General features: G+C 60.0%; 17 protein-coding genes. 6 read left to right on the forward strand and 11 right to left on the reverse strand.

Annotated elements, in window-relative coordinates:
• The 7 genes from DU29_RS01000000130355 to mreB all read right to left on the reverse strand — a co-directional run.
• Positions 1-248 (reverse strand): nitrilase-related carbon-nitrogen hydrolase (locus DU29_RS01000000130355; protein WP_033050843.1); only part of this gene is annotated, 248 nt, incomplete at its 3' end.
• Positions 249-467: 219 nt separating this feature from the next.
• A complete protein-coding gene (locus tag DU29_RS0123480) occupies positions 468-4,271 on the reverse strand; it encodes a YhdP family protein (protein ID WP_028623910.1) in 3,804 nt (1,267 codons plus the stop codon).
• 75 nt (positions 4,272-4,346) lie between these two features.
• Positions 4,347-5,804, reverse strand: coding sequence for a ribonuclease G (rng, locus tag DU29_RS0123485; protein ID WP_028623911.1), 1,458 nt, complete (start codon positions 5,802-5,804; stop codon positions 4,347-4,349).
• 57 nt (positions 5,805-5,861) lie between these two features.
• Positions 5,862-6,458: a Maf family protein gene (locus tag DU29_RS0123490; protein ID WP_028623912.1), complete on the reverse strand. Its 597-nt coding sequence runs from the start codon at positions 6,456-6,458 to the stop codon at positions 5,862-5,864.
• Between the two features lie 49 nt (positions 6,459-6,507).
• On the reverse strand, positions 6,508-6,999 hold the full coding sequence (gene mreD / locus DU29_RS0123495) for a rod shape-determining protein MreD (protein WP_028623913.1): 492 nt from the start codon (positions 6,997-6,999) through the stop codon (positions 6,508-6,510).
• Positions 6,999-8,096 carry a rod shape-determining protein MreC gene (mreC, locus tag DU29_RS0123500; RefSeq protein ID WP_081832536.1) on the reverse strand — a complete coding sequence of 366 codons (1,098 nt, stop codon included), beginning with the start codon at positions 8,094-8,096 and terminating at the stop codon, positions 6,999-7,001. Before mreC ends, mreD begins: the two co-directional genes overlap by 1 nt.
• 138 nt (positions 8,097-8,234) lie before the next feature.
• The gene (mreB, locus tag DU29_RS0123505; protein WP_002555108.1) at positions 8,235-9,272 is read right to left on the reverse strand and encodes a rod shape-determining protein MreB; all 1,038 of its coding nucleotides are present in this window, start codon (positions 9,270-9,272) and stop codon (positions 8,235-8,237) included.
• A 210-nt stretch (positions 9,273-9,482) separates the two neighbouring features.
• On the opposite strand from mreB, the gene gatC reads away from it, so the two are divergent.
• From gatC to DU29_RS0123535, 6 genes are all read left to right on the forward strand, one after another.
• Positions 9,483-9,770, forward strand: a complete 288-nt coding sequence (gene gatC / locus DU29_RS0123510; RefSeq protein WP_008054345.1) for an Asp-tRNA(Asn)/Glu-tRNA(Gln) amidotransferase subunit GatC — start codon at positions 9,483-9,485, stop codon at positions 9,768-9,770.
• Between the two features lie 16 nt (positions 9,771-9,786).
• Entirely contained in the window at positions 9,787-11,238 is a 1,452-nt protein-coding gene (gene gatA / locus DU29_RS0123515) for an Asp-tRNA(Asn)/Glu-tRNA(Gln) amidotransferase subunit GatA (RefSeq protein WP_028623915.1), read from the forward strand.
• A 10-nt stretch (positions 11,239-11,248) separates the two neighbouring features.
• Positions 11,249-12,694: an Asp-tRNA(Asn)/Glu-tRNA(Gln) amidotransferase subunit GatB gene (gene gatB, locus DU29_RS0123520; RefSeq protein WP_028623916.1), complete on the forward strand. Its 1,446-nt coding sequence runs from the start codon at positions 11,249-11,251 to the stop codon at positions 12,692-12,694.
• A 193-nt stretch (positions 12,695-12,887) separates the two neighbouring features.
• Positions 12,888-13,259, forward strand: coding sequence for a septal ring lytic transglycosylase RlpA family protein (locus DU29_RS0123525; RefSeq protein ID WP_028623917.1), 372 nt, complete (start codon positions 12,888-12,890; stop codon positions 13,257-13,259).
• Between the two features lie 50 nt (positions 13,260-13,309).
• Positions 13,310-14,368 carry a calcium/sodium antiporter gene (locus DU29_RS0123530; protein ID WP_028623918.1) on the forward strand — a complete coding sequence of 353 codons (1,059 nt, stop codon included), beginning with the start codon at positions 13,310-13,312 and terminating at the stop codon, positions 14,366-14,368.
• Entirely contained in the window at positions 14,365-14,745 is a 381-nt protein-coding gene (locus DU29_RS0123535) for a carboxymuconolactone decarboxylase family protein (RefSeq protein WP_028623919.1), read from the forward strand. Before DU29_RS0123530 ends, DU29_RS0123535 begins: the two co-directional genes overlap by 4 nt.
• Positions 14,746-14,873: 128 nt before the next feature.
• Here DU29_RS0123535 and DU29_RS0123540 read toward each other — a convergent pair whose 3' ends face one another.
• From DU29_RS0123540 to DU29_RS0123555, 4 genes are all read right to left on the reverse strand, one after another.
• Positions 14,874-15,815 (reverse strand): AEC family transporter, encoded by a 942-nt coding sequence (locus DU29_RS0123540; RefSeq protein WP_028623920.1) that lies wholly within the window; start codon positions 15,813-15,815, stop codon positions 14,874-14,876.
• Between the two features lie 179 nt (positions 15,816-15,994).
• Positions 15,995-17,548 (reverse strand): galactarate dehydratase, encoded by a 1,554-nt coding sequence (gene garD / locus DU29_RS0123545; protein WP_028623921.1) that lies wholly within the window; start codon positions 17,546-17,548, stop codon positions 15,995-15,997.
• 11 nt (positions 17,549-17,559) lie between these two features.
• The gene (locus DU29_RS0123550; protein ID WP_268871202.1) at positions 17,560-19,017 is read right to left on the reverse strand and encodes an MFS transporter; all 1,458 of its coding nucleotides are present in this window, start codon (positions 19,015-19,017) and stop codon (positions 17,560-17,562) included.
• Between the two features lie 78 nt (positions 19,018-19,095).
• Complete coding sequence (locus DU29_RS0123555; protein WP_028623923.1) at positions 19,096-20,541, reverse strand: aldehyde dehydrogenase family protein; 1,446 nt, start codon at positions 20,539-20,541, stop codon at positions 19,096-19,098.
• Positions 20,542-20,587: the final 46 nt, after the last annotated feature.

The raw sequence follows: 20,587 nt of genomic DNA on the forward strand, positions 1-20,587 counted from the left end.
GCCCCCGCCACTATCCATAACTTGAGGTCGCGGGCCGCCTGTTTCAACCATGGCAGGATGGGTCCTTGACCAGCGGCTTCGGCTCGGCCGATGTCAGCGACGTCACGGCGGCCCATTGCGGCGAAGTTTTCCGGCAGCACGGCCAGCGTCGCGCCACCGGCGGCAGCCTGTTCGAGCAGATGACGCGCCCGGGCCAGATTGGCCGGCACATCACTCTGGCTGACCATTTGAATCACCGAAAAAGACATGGGCTCTCCTTACTCGAAGTCTGCATGCCAACCTGTAGCAGCTGGCGAAGCCTGCGTCCGGCTCGGGCCGCGATCGGACGCAGCAGCCGTAAAATCAGACACCACGACCTATCGAACGCTTCGTGTAATCCGGATTCACGACTGCTTCGCAGCCGGACGCAGGCTTCGCCAGCTGCTACACGGAATCTGATTAAGGCCATGCTACTCCATCGGCTTGCTTCAAAAAGGTTTGTCGAAGGTGATCTTCGGCTCTTTCCACGGGCCTTTGACGGTGTACTTCACGCTGGCGAAACGCGAAACGCGATCGCCGATGAGCTTGTCGATCAGGAACAGCGCCCCGCCAATGGCCGGCGCCCCGACGATCAGCGCAGCAATCGGCAGGTTGTTGGTTACCGGCAAAGTCACCAGCAATTTCGCATCGACCTGATCTGCGACCAGATCCAGGGTACCGTCAAGCTCGATATTGCTCGACGGCCCGGTCAACCGGATCGGTTCTTTTGTGACGTAGACACCGTTGGTGGCGACCAGCAACCCTTTGACCCGGTCATAGCTCAGGCCCTTGCCGAACAGGTCTGAGAAATCCAGGCGCAAGCGGCGCCCGATGGAGTTGAAGTTCAACAGCCCGAAAACCCGCAAGGCCTGCGCCCCGCCCTCGACCTCAATGAATTGTCCTTTATTCAGGGACGCATCGAGCGTGCCGGAGAAACGTTTGGTCGCCACCCAGGCCGGAGAACCGGGCCAGCGTCCGTCGACATCCATATGAAACTCTTCGCTGGTGACACTGGGCGCAAATCCCCAGCCCTTGAGCACGTCGGCGAGGTTTTTGCCGCTGATGCGGCCCTTGTACCAACTGCTGGTCGAGCCGGGCACACCCTCCCAGCCGCCGCTGCCTTGCAACAAAATTCCTTTGAGTCCCAGATCCAGCGTATTGAGGGCAATGCCCCGTTCGGTCGGACGAACTTTCAGCGACCAGCCACCCACCAGATCCTGCCCCTGGAATAACTGGTTGATGGTGATATCCAGCGCCGGGATTTTAGTCGGGTCTACAGCAGCGAGCGGGTCGGGCGAGTTCTCATCAGCGAGAACGGTCGGATCAGGCGCCGGCAATTTTACGTATTGCAGATTGATCGCAATCGGCGCCGCTTTCGCATCGGGAATATTTGCCCCGCCCTTGACCTGCTGACTGTCGAGCTGCAAAGCCCAGGCCGCCGCTTTACGGTTCAACTGTACCGTGGCCTGATCGAGCGTGGTGCCGATGCCGCTGAGCTTGCCAACCTTGAAATCGGCGCTGCTGAGCAATTGCTTGGCATTGCCGCCTGGATCCTGACCGGCGTATTTGTCCACCAGCTCTTTCCACGGGCCAACATCCAGTTCCGCTAACTCGCCGCGCACCCGCAGCCCCTTGGCGCCAGGCAGCAGTGCATTGCCCGCACCGAAAAACAACTCGCCGCGCCCGTCGGCGAAATTGCCGCCAGGTGCCGCGAAGGTGAAATCAGCCAGGTCGCCGTAATCAACCCAATAACGACGCTCCGCTCCCTGCAGCGTCATCCGGAATGTTGTGTTACGCCCGACATTCGCAGCCATGCCGAACGGCGCTGGCAGATCGACTGCGACGCCCAGCAGGCTGGAATTGACCATCAACTGGCTGTCGGCGCCATCCAGATCGAGTTGCAGCTGATACGGGATCACCCCGGACACTGGCAATGGCTGGGTGACGTTCAGCCAGTCAGTGAGCTTCTTCACTTCAACTTCGCCCGAGGCGGCGACGCGAGTCTTGAGCTTGCCCGGGCTGCCATCGGCGAATATCTGCGCAGTCACCGGTTTGTCGAAGGCCCGTGCTGTGATGTTCTGGCCGCTCAAACCCTTGGTGCTATCGAAACGGAAATCGCCTTTGAGCTGCGTCAGCTCCAGCACCGGCTCGGCCAGTTTCAGGCGCGCCTTGGCTGTTTTGAAATCGACCAGAATTTTCGGTTCTTCCCCTTTATCCAGCGGGATGTCCAGTTTCAGCTTACCGCGCAGATCACCCTCGCCTTCCCAACCGGCGAACGTTTCGGCGGTCCCTATCGGCGCTTCCTGGAGAATTTTCAGGCCATCGCCCAGCCCGCCGGCAAACGCGCCGTCGAGAAACAAGTGGGTTTTCTGTCCGGCCGCGACGTGAGGAATATTGACGTAAACATCGCTGACCTGGGTGTCGAGCAGCTGCCCTTTGCTGGCCAGAATACGTACGCCGCTATCCTCTATGAACACGTCACCGCTGACTTTTTTGACGTGTGGCCAGCCCGGCTGAAACGCAAGTTCGGCATCGTGAACCTTGAAAAAGAGGCTAATGCTTCGCGCAGCGTCGGCAGCGCCCTGGTTGAGCGAGCCTTGATACTGGAAGAAACCTTCGTCCACCGCACCTTTGAGAATTGCCGTGCGAAGCCACTCGTCCAGCGCCGGGCTGAGGACTTCGGGCAAGTATTTGGCGGTGTATTTACCGTCGCCATCGACCAGGCCGACCCGCAGGTCCATGTAGTCTTCCTGGCTCTGGTCGGAATTCAGGCGTATCAGGAAGTCGCCGGCAATTTTGCCTTCCTCGCCGAGCACTTTCAGGTAGGGCGCAATCAGGGTGAAGCCTTGCTTGTCGAGTTTCCAGGTCAGCCGTGCGTTGGCTTGAATGTACTGCCATGGCTTGGCAAAGATCGGGTCCAGGTGCAGGACGAAATCCTTGCTGTCCATGCGCAACTCGCCCTTGCCGAGGTCACCGCTGATGCTGCCACTGACATTACGCGCGGCTGGCGCGCCGTGATAGGCATCGAAGCCGACGTTGTCGAGGTTGGCGGCGAAGGCGAATTTGCTGTCGTCGGTGGCATTGGGGCGGAAATCGAGCAACACGTTGCGCAAACCTCCGGTGACCTTCAGTCGCTCGACCGCTTTGCTCACGCCCTCCGGCAGCGGCCCCAACGCGTTGAGCACTGGCGTAATCGGCGTAAGGTCGAGGCGATCGGCCTGCAGATGCCAGAGTTCCTCGACCTTGTCGGTCGCTGCGGTTTGCTTGAGTTGCAGGTGAGATTCCCAACGCGTCTCCCCCAGGCTCATGGCGAGGGAATCGAACGTCGCGACGAGGCCCTGAGCGTTGCGCTGGAAGTAACCGTTGAGAGCCAGATTGTTGATCTGGATCGGTTTGCGCTCGGCGTAAGCGCCCTTGAGCAGGGGCGCGTTCAAACGAACTGCGCCGCTCTGCAAAGCACCTTTTTTCCAGTTGAACCAGAGCTCGCCACCGGCCTTGATCTCGGAAAAATTCCACTGCTGGGTAACGCGCTCGGGGAGCCATTTGGACCAGTCGCTTTGCGGCAGGCTCAGGTAGCCGTCGGCTTCACCGTCCTTCCACTGACTGGCGCGAATCCGCGTGCGCAAACTCATGGCCATCGGCTGGCCGTCCGGCAGCGTCAGCCGCGCATCGAGGCGCTGGCGACTCGCGCCGGTTTTCAGGCTGGCGCCCACATAGGTCAGGGTCAGGGGTGGGTGATCCAATGGCTGCAACGTGACCTGGCTGTCGAGCACCGACAAACGCTGAACCATCTGCATACGATTGAGCAAATGCTCCGGATCGAGGGGTTGATCCTGCTGCACCGGGAAACCTTCCAGCGCCCACTTGCCATCTTCGCCTTCTTTAAGGCTGATCTTGAGACCGCTGAGTTCCAGATGGTCAATTCGGACCTCCCGCGCCAGCAGGCTGGCCCACAGATCCGGCACCGCGCGCACCTGATCCAGGCGCAAGGCATTAGCGCCTTCGCCTACCATCACGTCGTGGGCCAGCAGGATCGGCGTAAAACCGCGCCAGTTACCTTCCAGCTCGCCGATGTGCATGGGCATGCCCAAGGCAGTGGAGGCTTTGCTTTCGACTTCAGCCCGGTATTCGGCCACCAGCGGCGTCAGTTCTCGACCGAGACTGACGTACAACGCCATCAAGACCAAAACCAACGCGCACAGGCCCAGACCCCAACGGGTCAGCGCGGCCAAAATGCGTGTCAGACGCTCCATGTCAGTCGGCTCCCATGGCTAAAATAATGCAAAAAGCTGAGGCCAGCTGTTCTGGTAAGGTTGAAGCACAGCGAATCAGAGCAACACCACGTCGTATTGTTCCTGGGAATACATGGTTTCCACCTGGAATCGAATGGTGCGTCCGATAAATCCTTCCAGTTCGGCGACATTGCCCGACTCTTCATCAAGCAAACGGTCGACGACTTTCTGGTTCGCCAATACACGATAGCCCTCCGCCTGATAGGCGCGGGCTTCGCGGAGGATTTCGCGGAAGATTTCGTAGCAAACGGTTTCCGGAGTCTTCAACTTGCCGCGGCCCTGACAGCTGCTGCACGGCTCGCAAAGCACCTGCTCGAGACTCTCACGCGTGCGCTTGCGCGTCATCTGCACCAGACCCAACTCAGTGATGCCGATAATGTTGGTCTTGGCGTGATCGCGCTCCAGCTGCTTCTCGAGCGTGCGCAACACCTGGCGCTGGTGTTCTTCATCTTCCATGTCGATGAAGTCGATGATGATGATCCCGCCCAAGTTGCGCAGGCGCAGCTGGCGAGCGATGGCAGTCGCGGCTTCGAGGTTGGTCTTGAAGATGGTTTCTTCGAGGTTGCGATGGCCGACAAACGCCCCGGTATTGACGTCGATGGTGCTCATGGCTTCTGCCGGGTCGACCACCAGATACCCGCCGGACTTCAGCGGCACTTTGCGCTCAAGGGCTTTCTGGATTTCATCTTCAACGCCATACAGATCAAAAATCGGCCGCTCGCCCGGATAATGCTCAAGACGGTCGGCAATTTCCGGCATCAGTTCAGCGACGAATTGCGTGGTTTTCTGGAAGGTTTCCCGGGAATCGATGCGAATCTTTTCGATCTTCGGGCTGACCAGATCACGCAGGGTGCGCAGCGCCAGGCCGAGGTCTTCATAAATCACACTCGGCGCGCCGATGGTTTTGATTTGCTCGTTGATCTGGTCCCAGAGGCGGCGCAGGTAGCGGATATCCATGAGGATTTCATCGGCTCCGGCACCTTCGGCGGCCGTGCGCAGGATGAATCCACCCGCTTCCTTGATCCCTTCTGTGGCGACGCAATCGGTGACGACTTGCTTGAGTCGGTCCCGCTCGCCTTCGTCTTCGATCTTCAGGGAAATACCGACGTGCGCGGTGCGCGGCATGTACACCAGATAGCGCGAAGGGATCGACAGCTGCGTCGTCAGGCGTGCGCCCTTGGAGCCGATCGGGTCTTTGGTGACCTGCACGACCAGACTCTGTCCCTCGTGAACCAGCGCGCTGATGCTCTCTACCGCCGGACCTTCGCGCAAGGAGATTTCAGAGGCATGAATGAACGCGGCGCGGTCCAGACCGATGTCGATGAACGCGGCCTGCATGCCGGGCAAAACCCGCACGACCTTGCCCTTGTAGATGTTGCCGACGATCCCGCGTTTTTGCGTGCGCTCGACATGAACCTCTTGCAGAACACCGTTTTCAACCACCGCCACGCGCGATTCCATCGGCGTGATGTTGATCAGGATCTCTTCACTCATGGCAGGGTCTCGTTCAGGCGTATTCACGATTATGGCCGCATCTTGTCAGTACGACGCTCAGCGCGCGTTAAGGGTTTGCCAACAGGGTATGCCGAAACGGCCAAGTAATTCTGCGGTTTCGCACAACGGCAGGCCGACCACGGCGGAATAACTGCCATTGAGGCCGGCGACAAACACCGCGCCAAGTCCTTGGATGCCATAGCCTCCCGCCTTGTCCCGTGGCTCGCCGCTGGCCCAGTAGGCCGCCGCTTCATCGCGATCAATGGCGCGAAAACGCACCAGACTGCGCACTACGCGCGACTCACAGCGTTCGCCTTCAAGCACGGCGATGGCCGTCAACACTTCATGCTCCTGGCCCGCCAGCATCATAAGCATGGCGCATGCCTCGGCGTCGTCCACCGGTTTGCCAAGAATTTTGCCGTCCAGCACCACGGCCGTGTCGGCGCCCAACACGCAGGCGTCCACATCGGACACTAGCGTGCCGCGCCCAGCCTCGGCCTTGCCGCGCGCCAGGCGTTCGACGTAGGCCGCCGGGGTTTCGCGATTCAGAGGGGTTTCATCTATGTCCGCGCCGATGACGGAAAACGGCACGCCGATCTGCGTAAGCAGTTCGCGCCGACGCGGTGAGCCTGAGGCGAGATACAGCTGTTTCATCAAGACATCTCCCTGTTTAGTGCCCTGCACCGGCAAATGTCTGAGCAAATCAGTTGATTTTGTAGCGCCGACGCAGACCGCGCAAACCGTAGCTGATCCATGGCCAAAGCAATGCGCTGACCAATGCTGGCAGGACCAGTGCCAGCGTGGGCTGACGATTGCCGGTCAGGGCGCTGAGCCACAATTGAGCCAGTTGGGCAAGGCCGAAAATCACCAGAATCACCAGACTCTGCTGCCACATCGGGAACATGCGTAATCGCTGTTGCAGCGACAACACCAGAAAAGTGATGAGCGTGAGGATCAAGGCGTTCTGCCCGAGCAACGTGCCATACAACACGTCTTCAGCCAGACCCAGGCACCACGCGGTAGCCATCCCGACTTTCTGCGGCAGGGCCAGCGCCCAGAATGCCAGCAGCAAGGCGAGCCACAGTGGGCGCAGGATTTCCATGAATTGCGGCAACGGCGAAACGCTGAGCAACAGACCGATGGCGAATGTCAGCCAGACGATCCAGCCGTTTTGGGAGGCAGTTGCACCGACCATTATTCTCTTCCCCTGGGGGCTGCAGGCGTGGAAACCGGCGGCTTGGCGGCAGGTTTCACCGCTGCCGGTGGTTTAGCGACCGGTTGGCTGGCGCCAGGTTTGGGCGGGGTCGCGGCGGCTGGCACGTCAGCGGCTGCCGGAACAGCCGGTGCCGCAACGGCAGCCGGGAGGACGCCGGCAGGACGGGGCATGTTCGCTGGAATCATCGGACCGCCACCGTATTGGTCCAGCGCCTCCTGAGCCTGCGCAGCCTCGTTGGCGCGTTCTTCGGCAGTGCGGCTGTCGGTGAACACCAGCAGCAAATAGCGGCTGCGATTCAGGGCAGCGGTCGGCACGGCGCGGACGATGGCGAACGGCTGGCCGGAATCGTGGATCACTTCCTTCACTGTGGCCACCGGGTAACCGGCCGGGAAGCGCTGGCCGAGACCGGAGCTGACCAGCAGATCGCCTTCCTTGATGTCAGCGGTGTCGGCGACGTGACGCAATTCCAGACGTTCCGGGTTGCCGGTGCCGCTGGCAATGGCGCGCAGGCCGTTGCGGTTCACCTGCACTGGAATGCTGTGGGTGGTATCGGTCAGCAACAGAACGCGCGAGGTGTATGGCATCAACTCAACCACCTGGCCCATCAGGCCGCGGGCATCGAGCACCGGCTGGCCGAGGACCACACCGTCGCGCTCACCTTTATTGATGATGATGCGGTGGGTGAAGGGGTTGGGGTCCATGCCGATCAGTTCGGCCACTTCGACCTTTTCATTGACCAGCGCGGAAGAGTTGAGCAACTCGCGCAGCCGAACGTTCTGCTCGGTCAGGGCGGCAAGCTTTTGCATGCGCCCCTGCAACAGCAGGTTTTCGGTTTTGAGTTTTTCGTTTTCGGCGACCAGTTCGGTCCGGCTGCCAAACTGGCTGGCCACTCCCTGCCATAACCGCTGCGGCAGGTCGGTGATCCAGTAAGACTGCATCAATGCCAGCGACATTTGGCTACGCACTGGCTTGAGCAGTGTGAAGCGGGCATCGACCACCATGAGCGCGACCGATAGCACGGCCAGCACCAACAAGCGCACGCCCAGTGAAGGCCCTTTGGTGAAAAGCGGTTTAATAAGCCGCTCCTCCCAGGCAAATGTTTTGTTTATTCATACGGCAGACCGGCCTGGATACAGACTGACAGAAGATAAACGCAACAGGCAGCACTGCAAAGTGCTGCCTGCGCGCCAACAGCATAGATGCAACCCAACGATTTATTCGCTGGAAAGCAGGTCCATGGTGTGTTTATCCATCATTTCCAGGGCACGACCACCGCCGCGAGCTACGCAGGTCAGCGGGTCTTCGGCAACGATGACCGGCAGACCGGTCTCCTGGGCCAGCAACTTGTCGAGGTCACGCAGCAAGGCGCCACCACCGGTCAGTACCAGACCACGTTCGGCGATGTCGGACGCCAGCTCCGGCGGCGATTGCTCCAGCGCGCTTTTCACAGCCTGAACGATGGTTGCCAGCGACTCTTGCAGAGCTTCCAGCACTTCATTGGAGTTCAGAGTGAAGGCACGTGGAACGCCTTCGGCCAGGTTGCGGCCACGAACGTCGACTTCGCGAACTTCGCCGCCTGGGTAGGCAGTACCGATTTCCTGCTTGATGCGCTCGGCAGTGGATTCGCCGATCAGGCTGCCGTAGTTGCGACGCACATAAGTGATGATCGCTTCGTCGAAGCGGTCGCCACCAACGCGGACGGATTCGGCGTACACCACACCGTTCAGGGAGATCAAGGCGATTTCAGTGGTACCGCCACCGATATCGACAACCATCGAACCGCGCGCTTCTTCAACCGGGAGGCCGGCACCGATCGCTGCCGCCATCGGCTCTTCGATCAGAAACACTTCACGGGCACCGGCACCGAGTGCCGATTCACGGATGGCGCGACGCTCAACCTGGGTGGATTTGCAGGGGACGCAGATCAGCACACGAGGGCTGGGCTGCAGGAAACTGTTTTCGTGAACCTTGTTGATGAAGTACTGCAGCATTTTTTCGCAAACGCTGAAGTCGGCGATCACGCCGTCCTTCATCGGACGAATGGCTGCAATGTTGCCCGGCGTACGACCGAGCATGCGCTTGGCCTCGGTGCCGACAGCCACGACACTTTTCTGGTTACCGTGTGTCCGAATAGCCACAACCGATGGCTCATTCAGGACGATGCCGCGCTCGCGCACGTAAATAAGGGTGTTGGCAGTGCCCAGGTCAATGGAAAGATCGCTGGAAAACATGCCACGCAGTTTCTTGAACATGGGAAAGGGACCCTAGGCAACGCGTGGGTAAAAAAGTGCGGCAAACTCTAACAACGACAGGGATTTTGGGCAAGGCGCCAATATGTTAAATTGGCCGCTTTTCTTGGCACCAACCCCCACAATCGCGGCCTTATGACCGTAGAAATGCGGTAGTGTTCCGACAATCTAACACACGGACGCCGTCCGTTCTGTTTTCCACTGGAGATTCCCATGGCGCTTGAACGCTCCGACGTGGAAAAAATCGCTCATCTGGCCTGCCTTGGCCTCAATGATGCCGATCTTCCACATATCACTTCGGCCCTGAACAGCATTCTGGGGCTGGTCGACGAAATGCAGGCGGTCAATACCGATGGTATCGAGCCGCTCGCCCACCCACTGGAAGCCAGCCAGCGCCTGCGTGCAGACGTCGTGACCGAGAGCAACAATCGCGAGGCGTACCAGTCCATCGCACCAGCGGTCGAAAACGGCCTGTACCTGGTTCCGAAAGTCATCGACTAAAGGGAAAGAGCCTGCAATGCATCAATTGACTCTGGCCGAGATCGCCCGCGGACTCGCCGACAAAAAGTTTTCTTCCGAAGAGCTGACCAAAAATCTGCTGGCGCGCATCGCCCAGCTCGATCCGCAGCTCAACAGCTTCATCAGCGTCACCGAAGACCTCGCGCTCCAGCAGGCGAAAGCTGCTGACGCACGCCGGGCCAATGGTGAAAGCGGCGCGCTGCTCGGAGCCCCGATCGCGCACAAAGACCTGTTCTGCACCCAAGGCATCCGCACCAGCTGCGGCTCGAAGATGCTCGATAATTTCAAGGCTCCCTACGACGCCACTGTCGTCGCCAAACTGGCGGCTGCCGGTGCGGTAACGCTGGGCAAGACCAACATGGACGAATTCGCCATGGGTTCGGCCAACGAGTCGAGCTACTACGGCGCGGTGAAAAACCCGTGGAATCTGGAACATGTTCCGGGCGGCTCCTCCGGTGGTTCGGCAGCGGCCGTCGCGGCGCGCCTGTTGCCGGCGGCCACTGGCACCGACACCGGCGGCTCGATCCGTCAGCCCGCTGCACTGACCAACCTCACCGGCCTGAAACCGACATATGGTCGCGTCTCGCGCTGGGGCATGATTGCCTATGCATCCAGCCTCGATCAGGGTGGCCCAATGGCGCGCACCGCCGAAGACTGCGCGATTCTGCTGCAAGGCATGGCCGGTTTCGACACCAATGACTCCACCAGCATTGACGAGCCCGTGCCGGATTACAGCGCGAGCCTCAACGATTCGCTGCAAGGCCTGCGCATCGGTGTGCCGAGAGAATACTTCAGCGCCGGTCTCGACCCGCGCATCGCCGACCTGATCCACACCAGCGTCAAGGAGCTGGAAAAGCTCGGCGCGGTGATCAAGGAAATCAGCCTGCCGAACATGCAGCACGCGATCCCTGCGTACTACGTAATCGCGCCAGCGGAAGCCTCGTCGAACCTGTCGCGTTTTGACGGCGTGCGTTTCGGCTACCGCTGCGAAGACCCGAAAAACCTGATCGACCTGTACAAACGTTCCCGTGGCGAAGGTTTCGGCGCCGAAGTGCAACGCCGGATCATGGTCGGTGCCTACGCGCTGTCCGCCGGTTACTACGACGCCTATTACCTGAAGGCGCAAAAGATCCGTCGCTTGATCAAGAACGACTTCATGACGGCCTTCAATGAGGTCGACATCATCCTCGGCCCGACCACGCCGAACCCGGCCTGGAAGCTCGGCGCGAAGAACAGCGACCCCGTTGCTGCCTATCTGGAAGACGTCTACACCATCACCGCCAACCTCGCCGGTCTGCCGGGCTTGTCCATGCCCGCAGGTTTTGTCGACGGTCTGCCGGTCGGTGTGCAACTGCTTGCCCCGTATTTCCAGGAAGGCCGCCTGTTGAACGTTGCTCACCAGTATCAAATGAATACTGACTGGCACACCCGCACCCCAACCGGCTTCTGAGGAGAAACACATGCAATGGGAAGTCGTGATCGGGCTGGAGATTCACACCCAGCTCACCACCCGGTCGAAAATCTTTTCCGGTAGTTCCACTACGTTCGGCTCCGAGCCGAATACCCAGGCCAGCCTGGTCGACCTCGGTATGCCCGGCGTACTGCCGGTGCTGAACCAGGAAGCGGTGCGCATGGCGGTGATGTTCGGCCTCGCTATCGACGCCGAGATCGGTCAGCACAATGTGTTCGCCCGTAAAAACTATTTTTACCCGGACCTGCCGAAGGGTTATCAGATCAGCCAGATGGAATTGCCGATTGTCGGCAAAGGCCACCTGGACATCGCCCTTGAAGACGGCACGGTCAAACGCGTTGGCATTACTCGCGCGCACCTGGAAGAGGACGCCGGTAAAAGTCTGCACGAGGAGTTCAACGGCGCCACCGGCATCGACCTGAACCGCGCCGGCACGCCGCTGCTGGAAATCGTTTCCGAGCCGGACATGCGCAGCGCCAAGGAAGCCGTGGCTTACGTCAAGGCGGTCCACGCGCTGGTGCGCTACCTCGGCATTTGCGACGGCAATATGGCTGAAGGCTCGCTGCGCTGCGACTGCAACGTATCGATCCGCCCGAAGGGCCAGGTTGAATTCGGCACGCGTTGCGAGATCAAGAACGTCAACTCGTTCCGTTTCATCGAGAAGGCGATCAACACCGAAGTGCAGCGTCAGATCGAGCTGATCGAAGACGGCGGCCGGGTGATCCAGCAGACGCGTCTGTACGATCCGAACAAAGACGAAACCCGTCCGATGCGCAGCAAGGAAGAAGCCAACGACTACCGTTACTTCCCTGATCCGGACTTGTTGCCGGTGGTCATTGAGGACTCGTTCCTGAATGACGTGCGCGCCACCCTGCCGGAATTGCCGCCGCAGAAGCGCGAGCGTTTCCAGGAGCAATTCGGCCTGTCGGTTTACGATGCCAGCGTCCTGGCCACCAGCCGTGAGCAAGCGGATTACTTCGAGAAAGTCGTGAGCATCAGCGGTGACGCCAAAGTGGCGGCCAACTGGGTGATGGTTGAACTGGGCAGCCTGTTGAACAAGCAAGGCCTGGACATCGAGCAATCGCCGGTGTCGGCCGAGCAACTGGGCGGCATGCTGCTGCGCATCAAAGACAACACCATCTCCGGCAAAATCGCCAAAGTGGTGTTCGAAGCGATGGCCAATGGTGAAGGCAGCGCAGACGAGATCATCGACAAGCGCGGCCTCAAGCAAGTGACCGACAGCGGCGCGATTTCGGCGGTGCTGGACGAAATGCTCGCGGCCAACGCCGAGCAAGTCGAGCAATACCGCGCGGCAGACGAAGCCAAACGCGGCAAGATGTTCGGCTTCTTTGTCGGCCAGGCCATGAAAGCCTCCAAAGGCAAGGCTAACCCGCAACAGGTCAACGAATTGCTGAAGAGCAAGCTTGAGAGCTGATGAGCGCATGGAGCCGTTCTCGAACCCGGCTCCATTCCCCTGTGGCGAGGGAGCTCGCTCCCGCTCGGTTGCGTAGCAACCGCAATCCAGACACCTCAGTCCTTCAGAAAGATCGAGGCTGGCAGATCTGGGAGCGCTTCGCACTCCAGCGGGAGCAAGCTCCCTCGCCACATTTGTTTCAGGGAACCCTTGAATGAAGCGTCTACTCGGCACTCTCGCCCTGCTCTCTCTTCTGGCCGGTTGCGCCAGTAATGACATCATCGATCCGCACGGCTACAGCAAAACCGGCACCGCCTCCTATTACGGCGCCAAACACCATGGCAAACGCACCGCCAGTGGCGAGCGTTTCAACAAGAATGCCCTGACCGCCGCCCACCGCCAGTTGCCATTCGGCACACGGGTGAAGGTCACCAATCTGAATAACGACAGATCCTGCGTGGTGCGCATCAACGACCGCGGGCCACATACTCGCGGTCGGCTGATCGATGTTTCACACGAAGCGGCCGAACAACTGGGTATGCTCAGAAGCGGCACCGCACGGGTTCGCGTGCAAGCCCTCGATTAACCCATGGAGCCGCGACTATTTTCGGACTTGCCGATTTACCCCTGATCAGCGTGATCGAGTTGTTCGGCGGCCTGCTGTTGCTGATTGCCGGCGCCGAATTGATGGTGCGCGGCGCTGTGCGCCTGGCCGCGCGCCTGCACGTGCGACCGCTGATTATCGGCCTGACGATTGTCGCCTTGGGCAGCAGCGCGCCGCAGATGGCGGTCAGTCTGCAAGCCACCCTGGCACACAACGCGGACATCGCGGTCGGCAGCGTGATCGGCAGCAGCATTTTCAACATCCTCGTCACGCTGGGCCTCTCGGCGTTGATCATTCCGTTGCGGGTGTCACGAGAACTGGTGCGGCTGGATATCCCGCTGATGATCGGCGCCAGCCTGTTGGTGTTCGTGCTGGCCTGGAATGAGGAGCTGACGCGAACCGACGGCATGCTGTTACTTGCGGCGCTGGTGTTGTATCTCGGTTTGCTGCTACGCCAGTCGCAGCACTCGTCGCGTCCGCTGTCTCACGGTGAAACACTGCAGATACCGTGGCTGCGCAGCCTGGTGATGATCGTTGTGGGGCTGGCGATGCTGGCTTACGCCGGGCATTTGCTGCTGGGTGCGGCGGTATCGGTCGCCACCGATCTGGGTCTGTCGGAACGGATCATCGGCCTGACAATTGTGGCGGTGAGTACCTCGTTGCCGGTGTTGGCCACCTCGTTGATCGCGGCGCTGCGCGGGCAGCGGGATATCGCCGTGGGCAACGTGATCGGCAGCAATCTGTTCAACCTGCTCGGCGTGCTGGGCCTGACTGCACTGGTCGCGCCGTCACCGCTATCAGTCTCGCCGAACGCGCTGGATTTCGACTTGCCGGTGATGCTCGGTGTCGCGGTGTTATGCCTGCCGGTATTTTATTCCGGATACCGGGTCACTCGCGCCGAGGGCTTGCTGTTCCTGGGTTTGTACCTGGCGTACGGGCTGCACGTGGTTTCGTTCACCACCGGCATGCCGCTGGCGGGCAAGCTGGAACACCTGATGCTGTTTTTTGTTCTTCCGGCGCTGGTGGCGTTTCTGCTGTTTACCTCGCTGCGCGCCTGGCGTCGTCAACACCACAAGAGAGAATTGCCATGACCGACAATAAAAAACCCGGGATTGAAGTTCGGCGCCAAGTGATGGGCAATGCTTTTGTCGATCGCGCCTTGGGCAATGCCACCGAATTTACCCAACCGTTGCAGGATTGGGTGAATGAACATGCGTGGGGCAGCGTGTGGAATCGCGAAGGCCTGGAGCTAAAAACCCGCAGCCTGATCACCCTCGCCGCGCTGACCGCGTTGAAGTGCCCGCAGGAACTGAAAGGCCACGTGCGCGGCGCATTGAATAACGGCTGCACGGTTGAGGAGATCCGCGAAACGCTGCTGCATTGCGCGGTGTATGCCGGTGCGCCAGCGGCGATTGATGCGTTTCGCGCGGCGCAGGAAGTGATTGAGAGTTACCAGAAGCCGGAGTGAATCATCGAATTTGTCGCGACCGGCCTACCGTCTTCGCGAGCAAGCCCGCTCCCACAAGGGAACGCATTCCAAATGTGGGAGCGGGCTTGCTCACGATGAGGCCCGAAAGAACACTACAAATTCTGACGCTATATCCACCCACCCCACTGCAACAAAAAGATCCCGACATTGGTCGTGATCGCCGCCATCAAGGTGGTGATCACGATAATCGCTGCCGCCAGTTCATGATTGCCATTCGCTGCCCGGGCCATGACAAAACTCGCAGCCGCCGTCGGGCTGCCGAAGTACAGAAACAGAATTCCCAGCTCCGCCCCGCGAAATCCCCAGAGCCACGCGCCCAGCGTCGCCAGCACCGGCAGACCAATCATCTTCACCAGGCTTGAACTGAGCGCCATCGAGCCACTTTTGCGCATCGCCGCCAGTGACAACGTGCCGCCGATGCAGATCAGCGCCAACGGCAGCGTGGTCTGCGCCAGGTATTGGCCAGATGTCTCCAGCCAACCCGGCAAACCAATCTTGTAATAGGCAAACGGCGCTGCCGCCAGAACGCTGATGATCAGCGGGTTGATCATCACGCTTTTGAAAATGCTCCACGGATCCGACTTGATCACCGGGCTGTACACCGCCAGAACGATGGTCGACAGCGTGTTGTAAAAGAGGATGACCAATGCGGCGAGAATCGCGCCGAGGGAAATACCGTAATCGCCATACATGCTGGCTGCCAGCGCCAGCCCGATGACCCCGTTGTTGCCGCGAAAGGCGCCCTGGGTGTAGATCCCGCGATCCTCGCGCGGGCACTTCCAGATCGCCCAACCCCAGGCAATGGCGAATGACACCAGCGTGGCAAGCGAGAAATAGATCAGCAGCGACGGTTGCAACGCCGCGCGCAGGTCGGCATGCAGGATGCCCAGAAACAGCAACGCCGGCATGGTGACGTTGAACACCAGGGACGACGCGGTGTGGATGAAATTGTCGTTGATCCAGTTGATGCGCTTGAGCAGCACACCCAAAAACAGCATGGCAAACACCGGCGCGGTGATGTTCAGGGTTTCTAGGAAAATAGCCAGCATGCCGGGATCACCTTGGGTGAGCGTCGTTAGGGGGCTAATGATAAGCCACTGAGGACTCCGGCGTCTGGTCGACCGCTATCGCTGGCAAGCCAGCTCCTACAAATCACTGTCGTTCACAGCATATGAATACGACACACTTTCGTAGGAGCTGGCTTGCCAGCGATGCAGGCGACTCGGTCTCAGGTAATCGGCGCCGGATTGAACAACGTAATGTCGTTATACAGCTTATGCTGCTCAGCCCACGTCTGCTTCTTCCCGCTGGCCACATCCAGATAATAGTGGAACAACTCCCACCCCAGGTCCTCGATCGACGCCCGCCCGGTGGCAATTCGCCCGGCGTCGATGTCGATCAGATCCGGCCAGCGCTGCGCCAATTCAGTTCGCGTCGACACCTTGACCACCGGTGCCATCGCCAACCCGTACGGCGTGCCACGCCCGGTGGTGAACACATGCAAATTCATCCCGGCGGCCAGTTGCAACGTGCCGCAGACAAAATCACTGGCCGGCGTCGCGCAGAAAATCAGCCCTTTGCGTTTGAAACGTTCGCCAGGGCCGAGCACCCCATTGATCGCGCTGCTGCCGGATTTGACGATCGAGCCCAACGACTTCTCGACGATGTTCGACAGCCCGCCTTTCTTGTTGCCAGGGGTGGTGTTGGCGCTGCGGTCCGCTTCGCCCTTGGCCAGGTAACGGTCATACCAGTCCATTTCACGCACCAGTTCCTGGGCAACTTCTTCGGTTTCTGCGCGGGATGTCAGCAAGTAAATCGCATCGCGCACTTCGGTGACTTCGGAAAACATCACCGTCGCACCGGCGCGCAGCAACAGGTCGGAGGCGTAACCGAGCGCCGGGTTGGCGGTGATGCCGGAGAACGCATCACTGCCACCGCACTGCATGCCCAGAATCAGCTCGGACGCCGGCACGGTTTCCCGGCGACGCTGGTCGAGCTTCTTCAAACGGGTCTCGGCCAGTTGCATGATCTGCTCGATCATCTCGGTAAAACCGTGACTCGAATCCTGCAGGCGATACAACCACGGATCACTCAGGTCGACCGAGCTGTCGCCTTCGTGCATCACCTGCCCGGCCTGCAATTTTTCGCAGCCCAGACTGATCACCAACGCTTCGCCACCCAGGTTGGGGTTACGCGCCAGGTTGCGCACGGTGCGAATCGGGATGTACGCATCGGTAGCGGTAATCGCCACGCCACACCCGTAGCTGTGGGTCAACGCCACCACGTCGTCGACGTTCGGATACTTGGGCAGCAACTCGTCCTTGATGCGCTTGACCGCATGATCGAGCACCCCCGTCACGCACTGCACGGTCGTGGTGATGCCCAGAATATTGCGCGTGCCAACGGTGCCGTCGGCATTGCGATAGCCCTCGAATGTGTAGCCTTCGAGCGGTGCTTGCGCCGCCGGCACTTCGGTCGACAGCGGCAAGCTGTCCAGCGGTGGCGCGGTGGGCATGCGCAGTTGGTCTTCCTTGACCCAACTGCCCCGTGGAATCGGCTGCAGCGCATAGCCGATGGTCTGGCCGTAACGAATCACCTGGCCGCCTTCGGGAATATCTTCCAGCGTGACTTTGTGGCTCTGCGGCACGAAATCCACAGTCACCAGGCCGTCCGGAAATTCGGTGCCGGCCGGCACGCCCTGGTCGTTGACCACAATCACTACGTTGTCCCGCTCGTGCAGGCGGATGTAGCGCGGCGAGTCAGAATGTTCAATCAACTGCATGACGCCGCTCCTCAGGAATGTGCTTGAGACAAAGTGGAGGCTTCAGGTCCGCTGACCGGTGGCTCTTTGAGCACCACGCGTTTGATCGGACCGACGATGACCAGGTAGCTGAACACTGCGACCAGCGCGTTGCAACCGACAAACACCAGCGCCCATTTGAACGAACCGGTGGAGCTGATGATGTAGCCGATCACGATCGGTGTGGTGATCGAAGCGATGTTGCCGAAGGTGTTGAACAATCCACCACTGAGGCCGGCGATCTGTTTCGGCGAGGTATCGGACACCACCGCCCAACCCAGTGCACCCACGCCTTTGCCGAAGAAGGCCAGCGCCATGAAGCCGACGACCATCCATTCCACATCGACATAGTTGCACGCAACGATACTGCTCGATACCAGCAAACCGGCAATGATCGGCGCCTTGCGGGCGAAGGTCAGCGAATGGCCCTTGCGCAACAGGTAATCGGAAATCACTCCGCCGAGCACGCCACCGATAAACCCGCAGATCGCCGGCAGCGAGGCGATGAAACCAGCCTTGAGAATGGTCATGCCGCGTTCCTGTACGAGGTACACCGGGAACCAGGTCAGGAAGAAATAGGTGATGCCGTTGATGCAGTATTGGCCCAGGTACACGCCGAGCATCATGCGATTGGTCAGCAACTGGCGGATGTAATCCCACTTCGGACCGTCAGCCTTGGCGCCCTTGCCTTTGTCCTGGTCCATGTCGACCATTCCGCCGTTGTCGGCGATGTGCTTGAACTCGGCTTCGTTGATCATCGGGTGCTGGCGCGGGCTGTAGATCACTTTCAGCCAGATGCCCGAGAAGATGATGCCGATCACGCCCATGACGATGAACACGTGCTGCCAGCCGCAGCTGTAGACGATCCAGCCCATCAACGGCGCGAACAATACGGTGGCAAAGTATTGCGCGGAGTTGAAGATCGCCGACGCGGTGCCGCGCTCTGCGGTCGGGAACCAGGCCGCGACAATGCGTGCGTTACCGGGGAAGGACGGCGCTTCGGCCAGGCCCACCAGGAAGCGCAACATGAACAACGCAACCACGGCGGTGGACATGCCGAACTCGCCGACGTAACCCTGCAACACGGTGAACAGCGACCAGGTAAAAATGCTCAGTGCGTAGATTTTTTTCGAGCCAAAACGGTCCAGCAACCAGCCGCCGGGAATTTGCCCGGCCACGTAGGCCCAACCGAATGCGGAGAAGATATAACCGAGGGTGACCGCGTCGATACCGAGGTCTTTTTGCAGGCTGGAGCCCGCGATGGCGATGGTGGCCCGATCGGCGTAGTTGATCGTGGTCACCAGGAAAAGCATGAGCAATATCAAATAGCGGACGTGGGTCGGCTTTTGGGTGGATTGCATGAAGATGTACTCCCACTGATTATTTTTATGCGGGTTGTAACGGTATTTCTGTAGGCGCTGATTTTCTGTAGGAGCCGGCTTGCTGGCGATGCAGGCACCTCGGTGTGTCATCTACACCGTAGTGATGCGTTCGCCAGCAAGCCGGCTCCTACAAGGTGTTGTCGTGTATCAAGAACCGATGTAGGAGGTTTTTACGACGGTGTAAAACTCTTGCGCGTAGCGACCCTGCTCGCGGGATCCATAAGAGGACCCTTTACGCCCACCGAACGGCACGTGGTAATCCACGCCGGCCGTTGGCAGGTTGACCATCACCATCCCGGCCTGGGAATGACGCTTGAAGTGGTTGGCGTACTTCAGCGAGGTGGTGGCGATGCCCGCCGACAGACCGAATTCGGTGTCGTTGGCCATGGCCAGTGCCGCTTCGTAATCCGCTACGCGCACCACGTTGGCCACCGGGCCGAAAATCTCTTCGCGGCTGATACGCATCCCGGCTTCGCTGTCGGCAAACAGCGTTGGCGCCAGGTAATAGCCTTCGGTATCGCAGGTCACCAGTCCGCCGCCGCTGACCAGACGTGCACCTTCGGACTGGCCGATGTCGATGTACTTCATGTCTTGGTCAAGCTGCGCTTGCGAGACGACCGGGCCGATATCGGTGCCGGTTTTCAACGCGTGGCCGACTTTGATCGACTTCATGCGCTCGGCCATGGCTTCAACGAACTTGTCGTGGATCCCGGCGGTGACGATAAAGCGGCTGGACGCGGTGCAACGCTGACCGGTGGAGTAGAACGCGCTCTGCACCGACAACTCGACCGCTTGCTTGAGGTCTGCGTCGTCGAGAATGATCTGCGGGTTTTTACCGCCCATTTCCAACTGAACCTTGGCCTGGCGCGACACGCAACTGACGGCGATCTGGCGACCAACGCCTACGGAACCGGTGAAGCTGATGCCGTCGACTTTCGGGCTCTGCACCAACGCATCGCCAACCACGCGACCGCTGCCCATCACCAGGTTGAACACGCCGGCCGGGAAGCCTGCGCGGGAAATGATCTCAGCCAGCGCCCAGGCGCAACCCGGGACCAGATCGGCCGGTTTCAACACGACGCAGTTGCCGTAGGCCAGGGCCGGGGCGATTTTCCATGCTGGGATCGCGATCGGGAAGTTCCACGGGGTGATCAGGCCAACCACGCCCAAGGCTTCGCGAGTGACTTCAACGTTCACACCCGGACGCACTGAAGGCAGGTAATCACCGGACAGTCGCAGGGTTTCACCGGCGAAAAATTTAAAAATGTTACCGGCGCGGGTCACTTCACCGATGGCCTCAGGCAGGGTCTTGCCCTCTTCCCGGGCCAGCAAGGTGCCGAGTTCTTCGCGGCGAGCGAGGATTTCCGTACCGACTTTGTCCAGTGAGTCGTGACGCGCCTGAATACCCGAAGTGGACCAGGCCGGGAACGCAGCGCGGGCGGCGTCGATGGCCGCTTGGACCTGAGCCAGGTCAGCCTTGGCGTAGTCGCCGATGGTGTCGCTCAATTCGGACGGGTTGATGTTGGCGCAGTAATCACTGCCCGCAACCCATTCACCGTTAATGAAGTTATCGAAACGCTTTGTATCAGCCACGTGGCTTACCCCTTTGAAAGCAGTCCTGAAGACAAAAGGCCGCTGA

This window comes from Pseudomonas sp. Ant30-3 (genome assembly GCF_000690905.1).
GTDB lineage: Bacteria > Pseudomonadota > Gammaproteobacteria > Pseudomonadales > Pseudomonadaceae > Aquipseudomonas.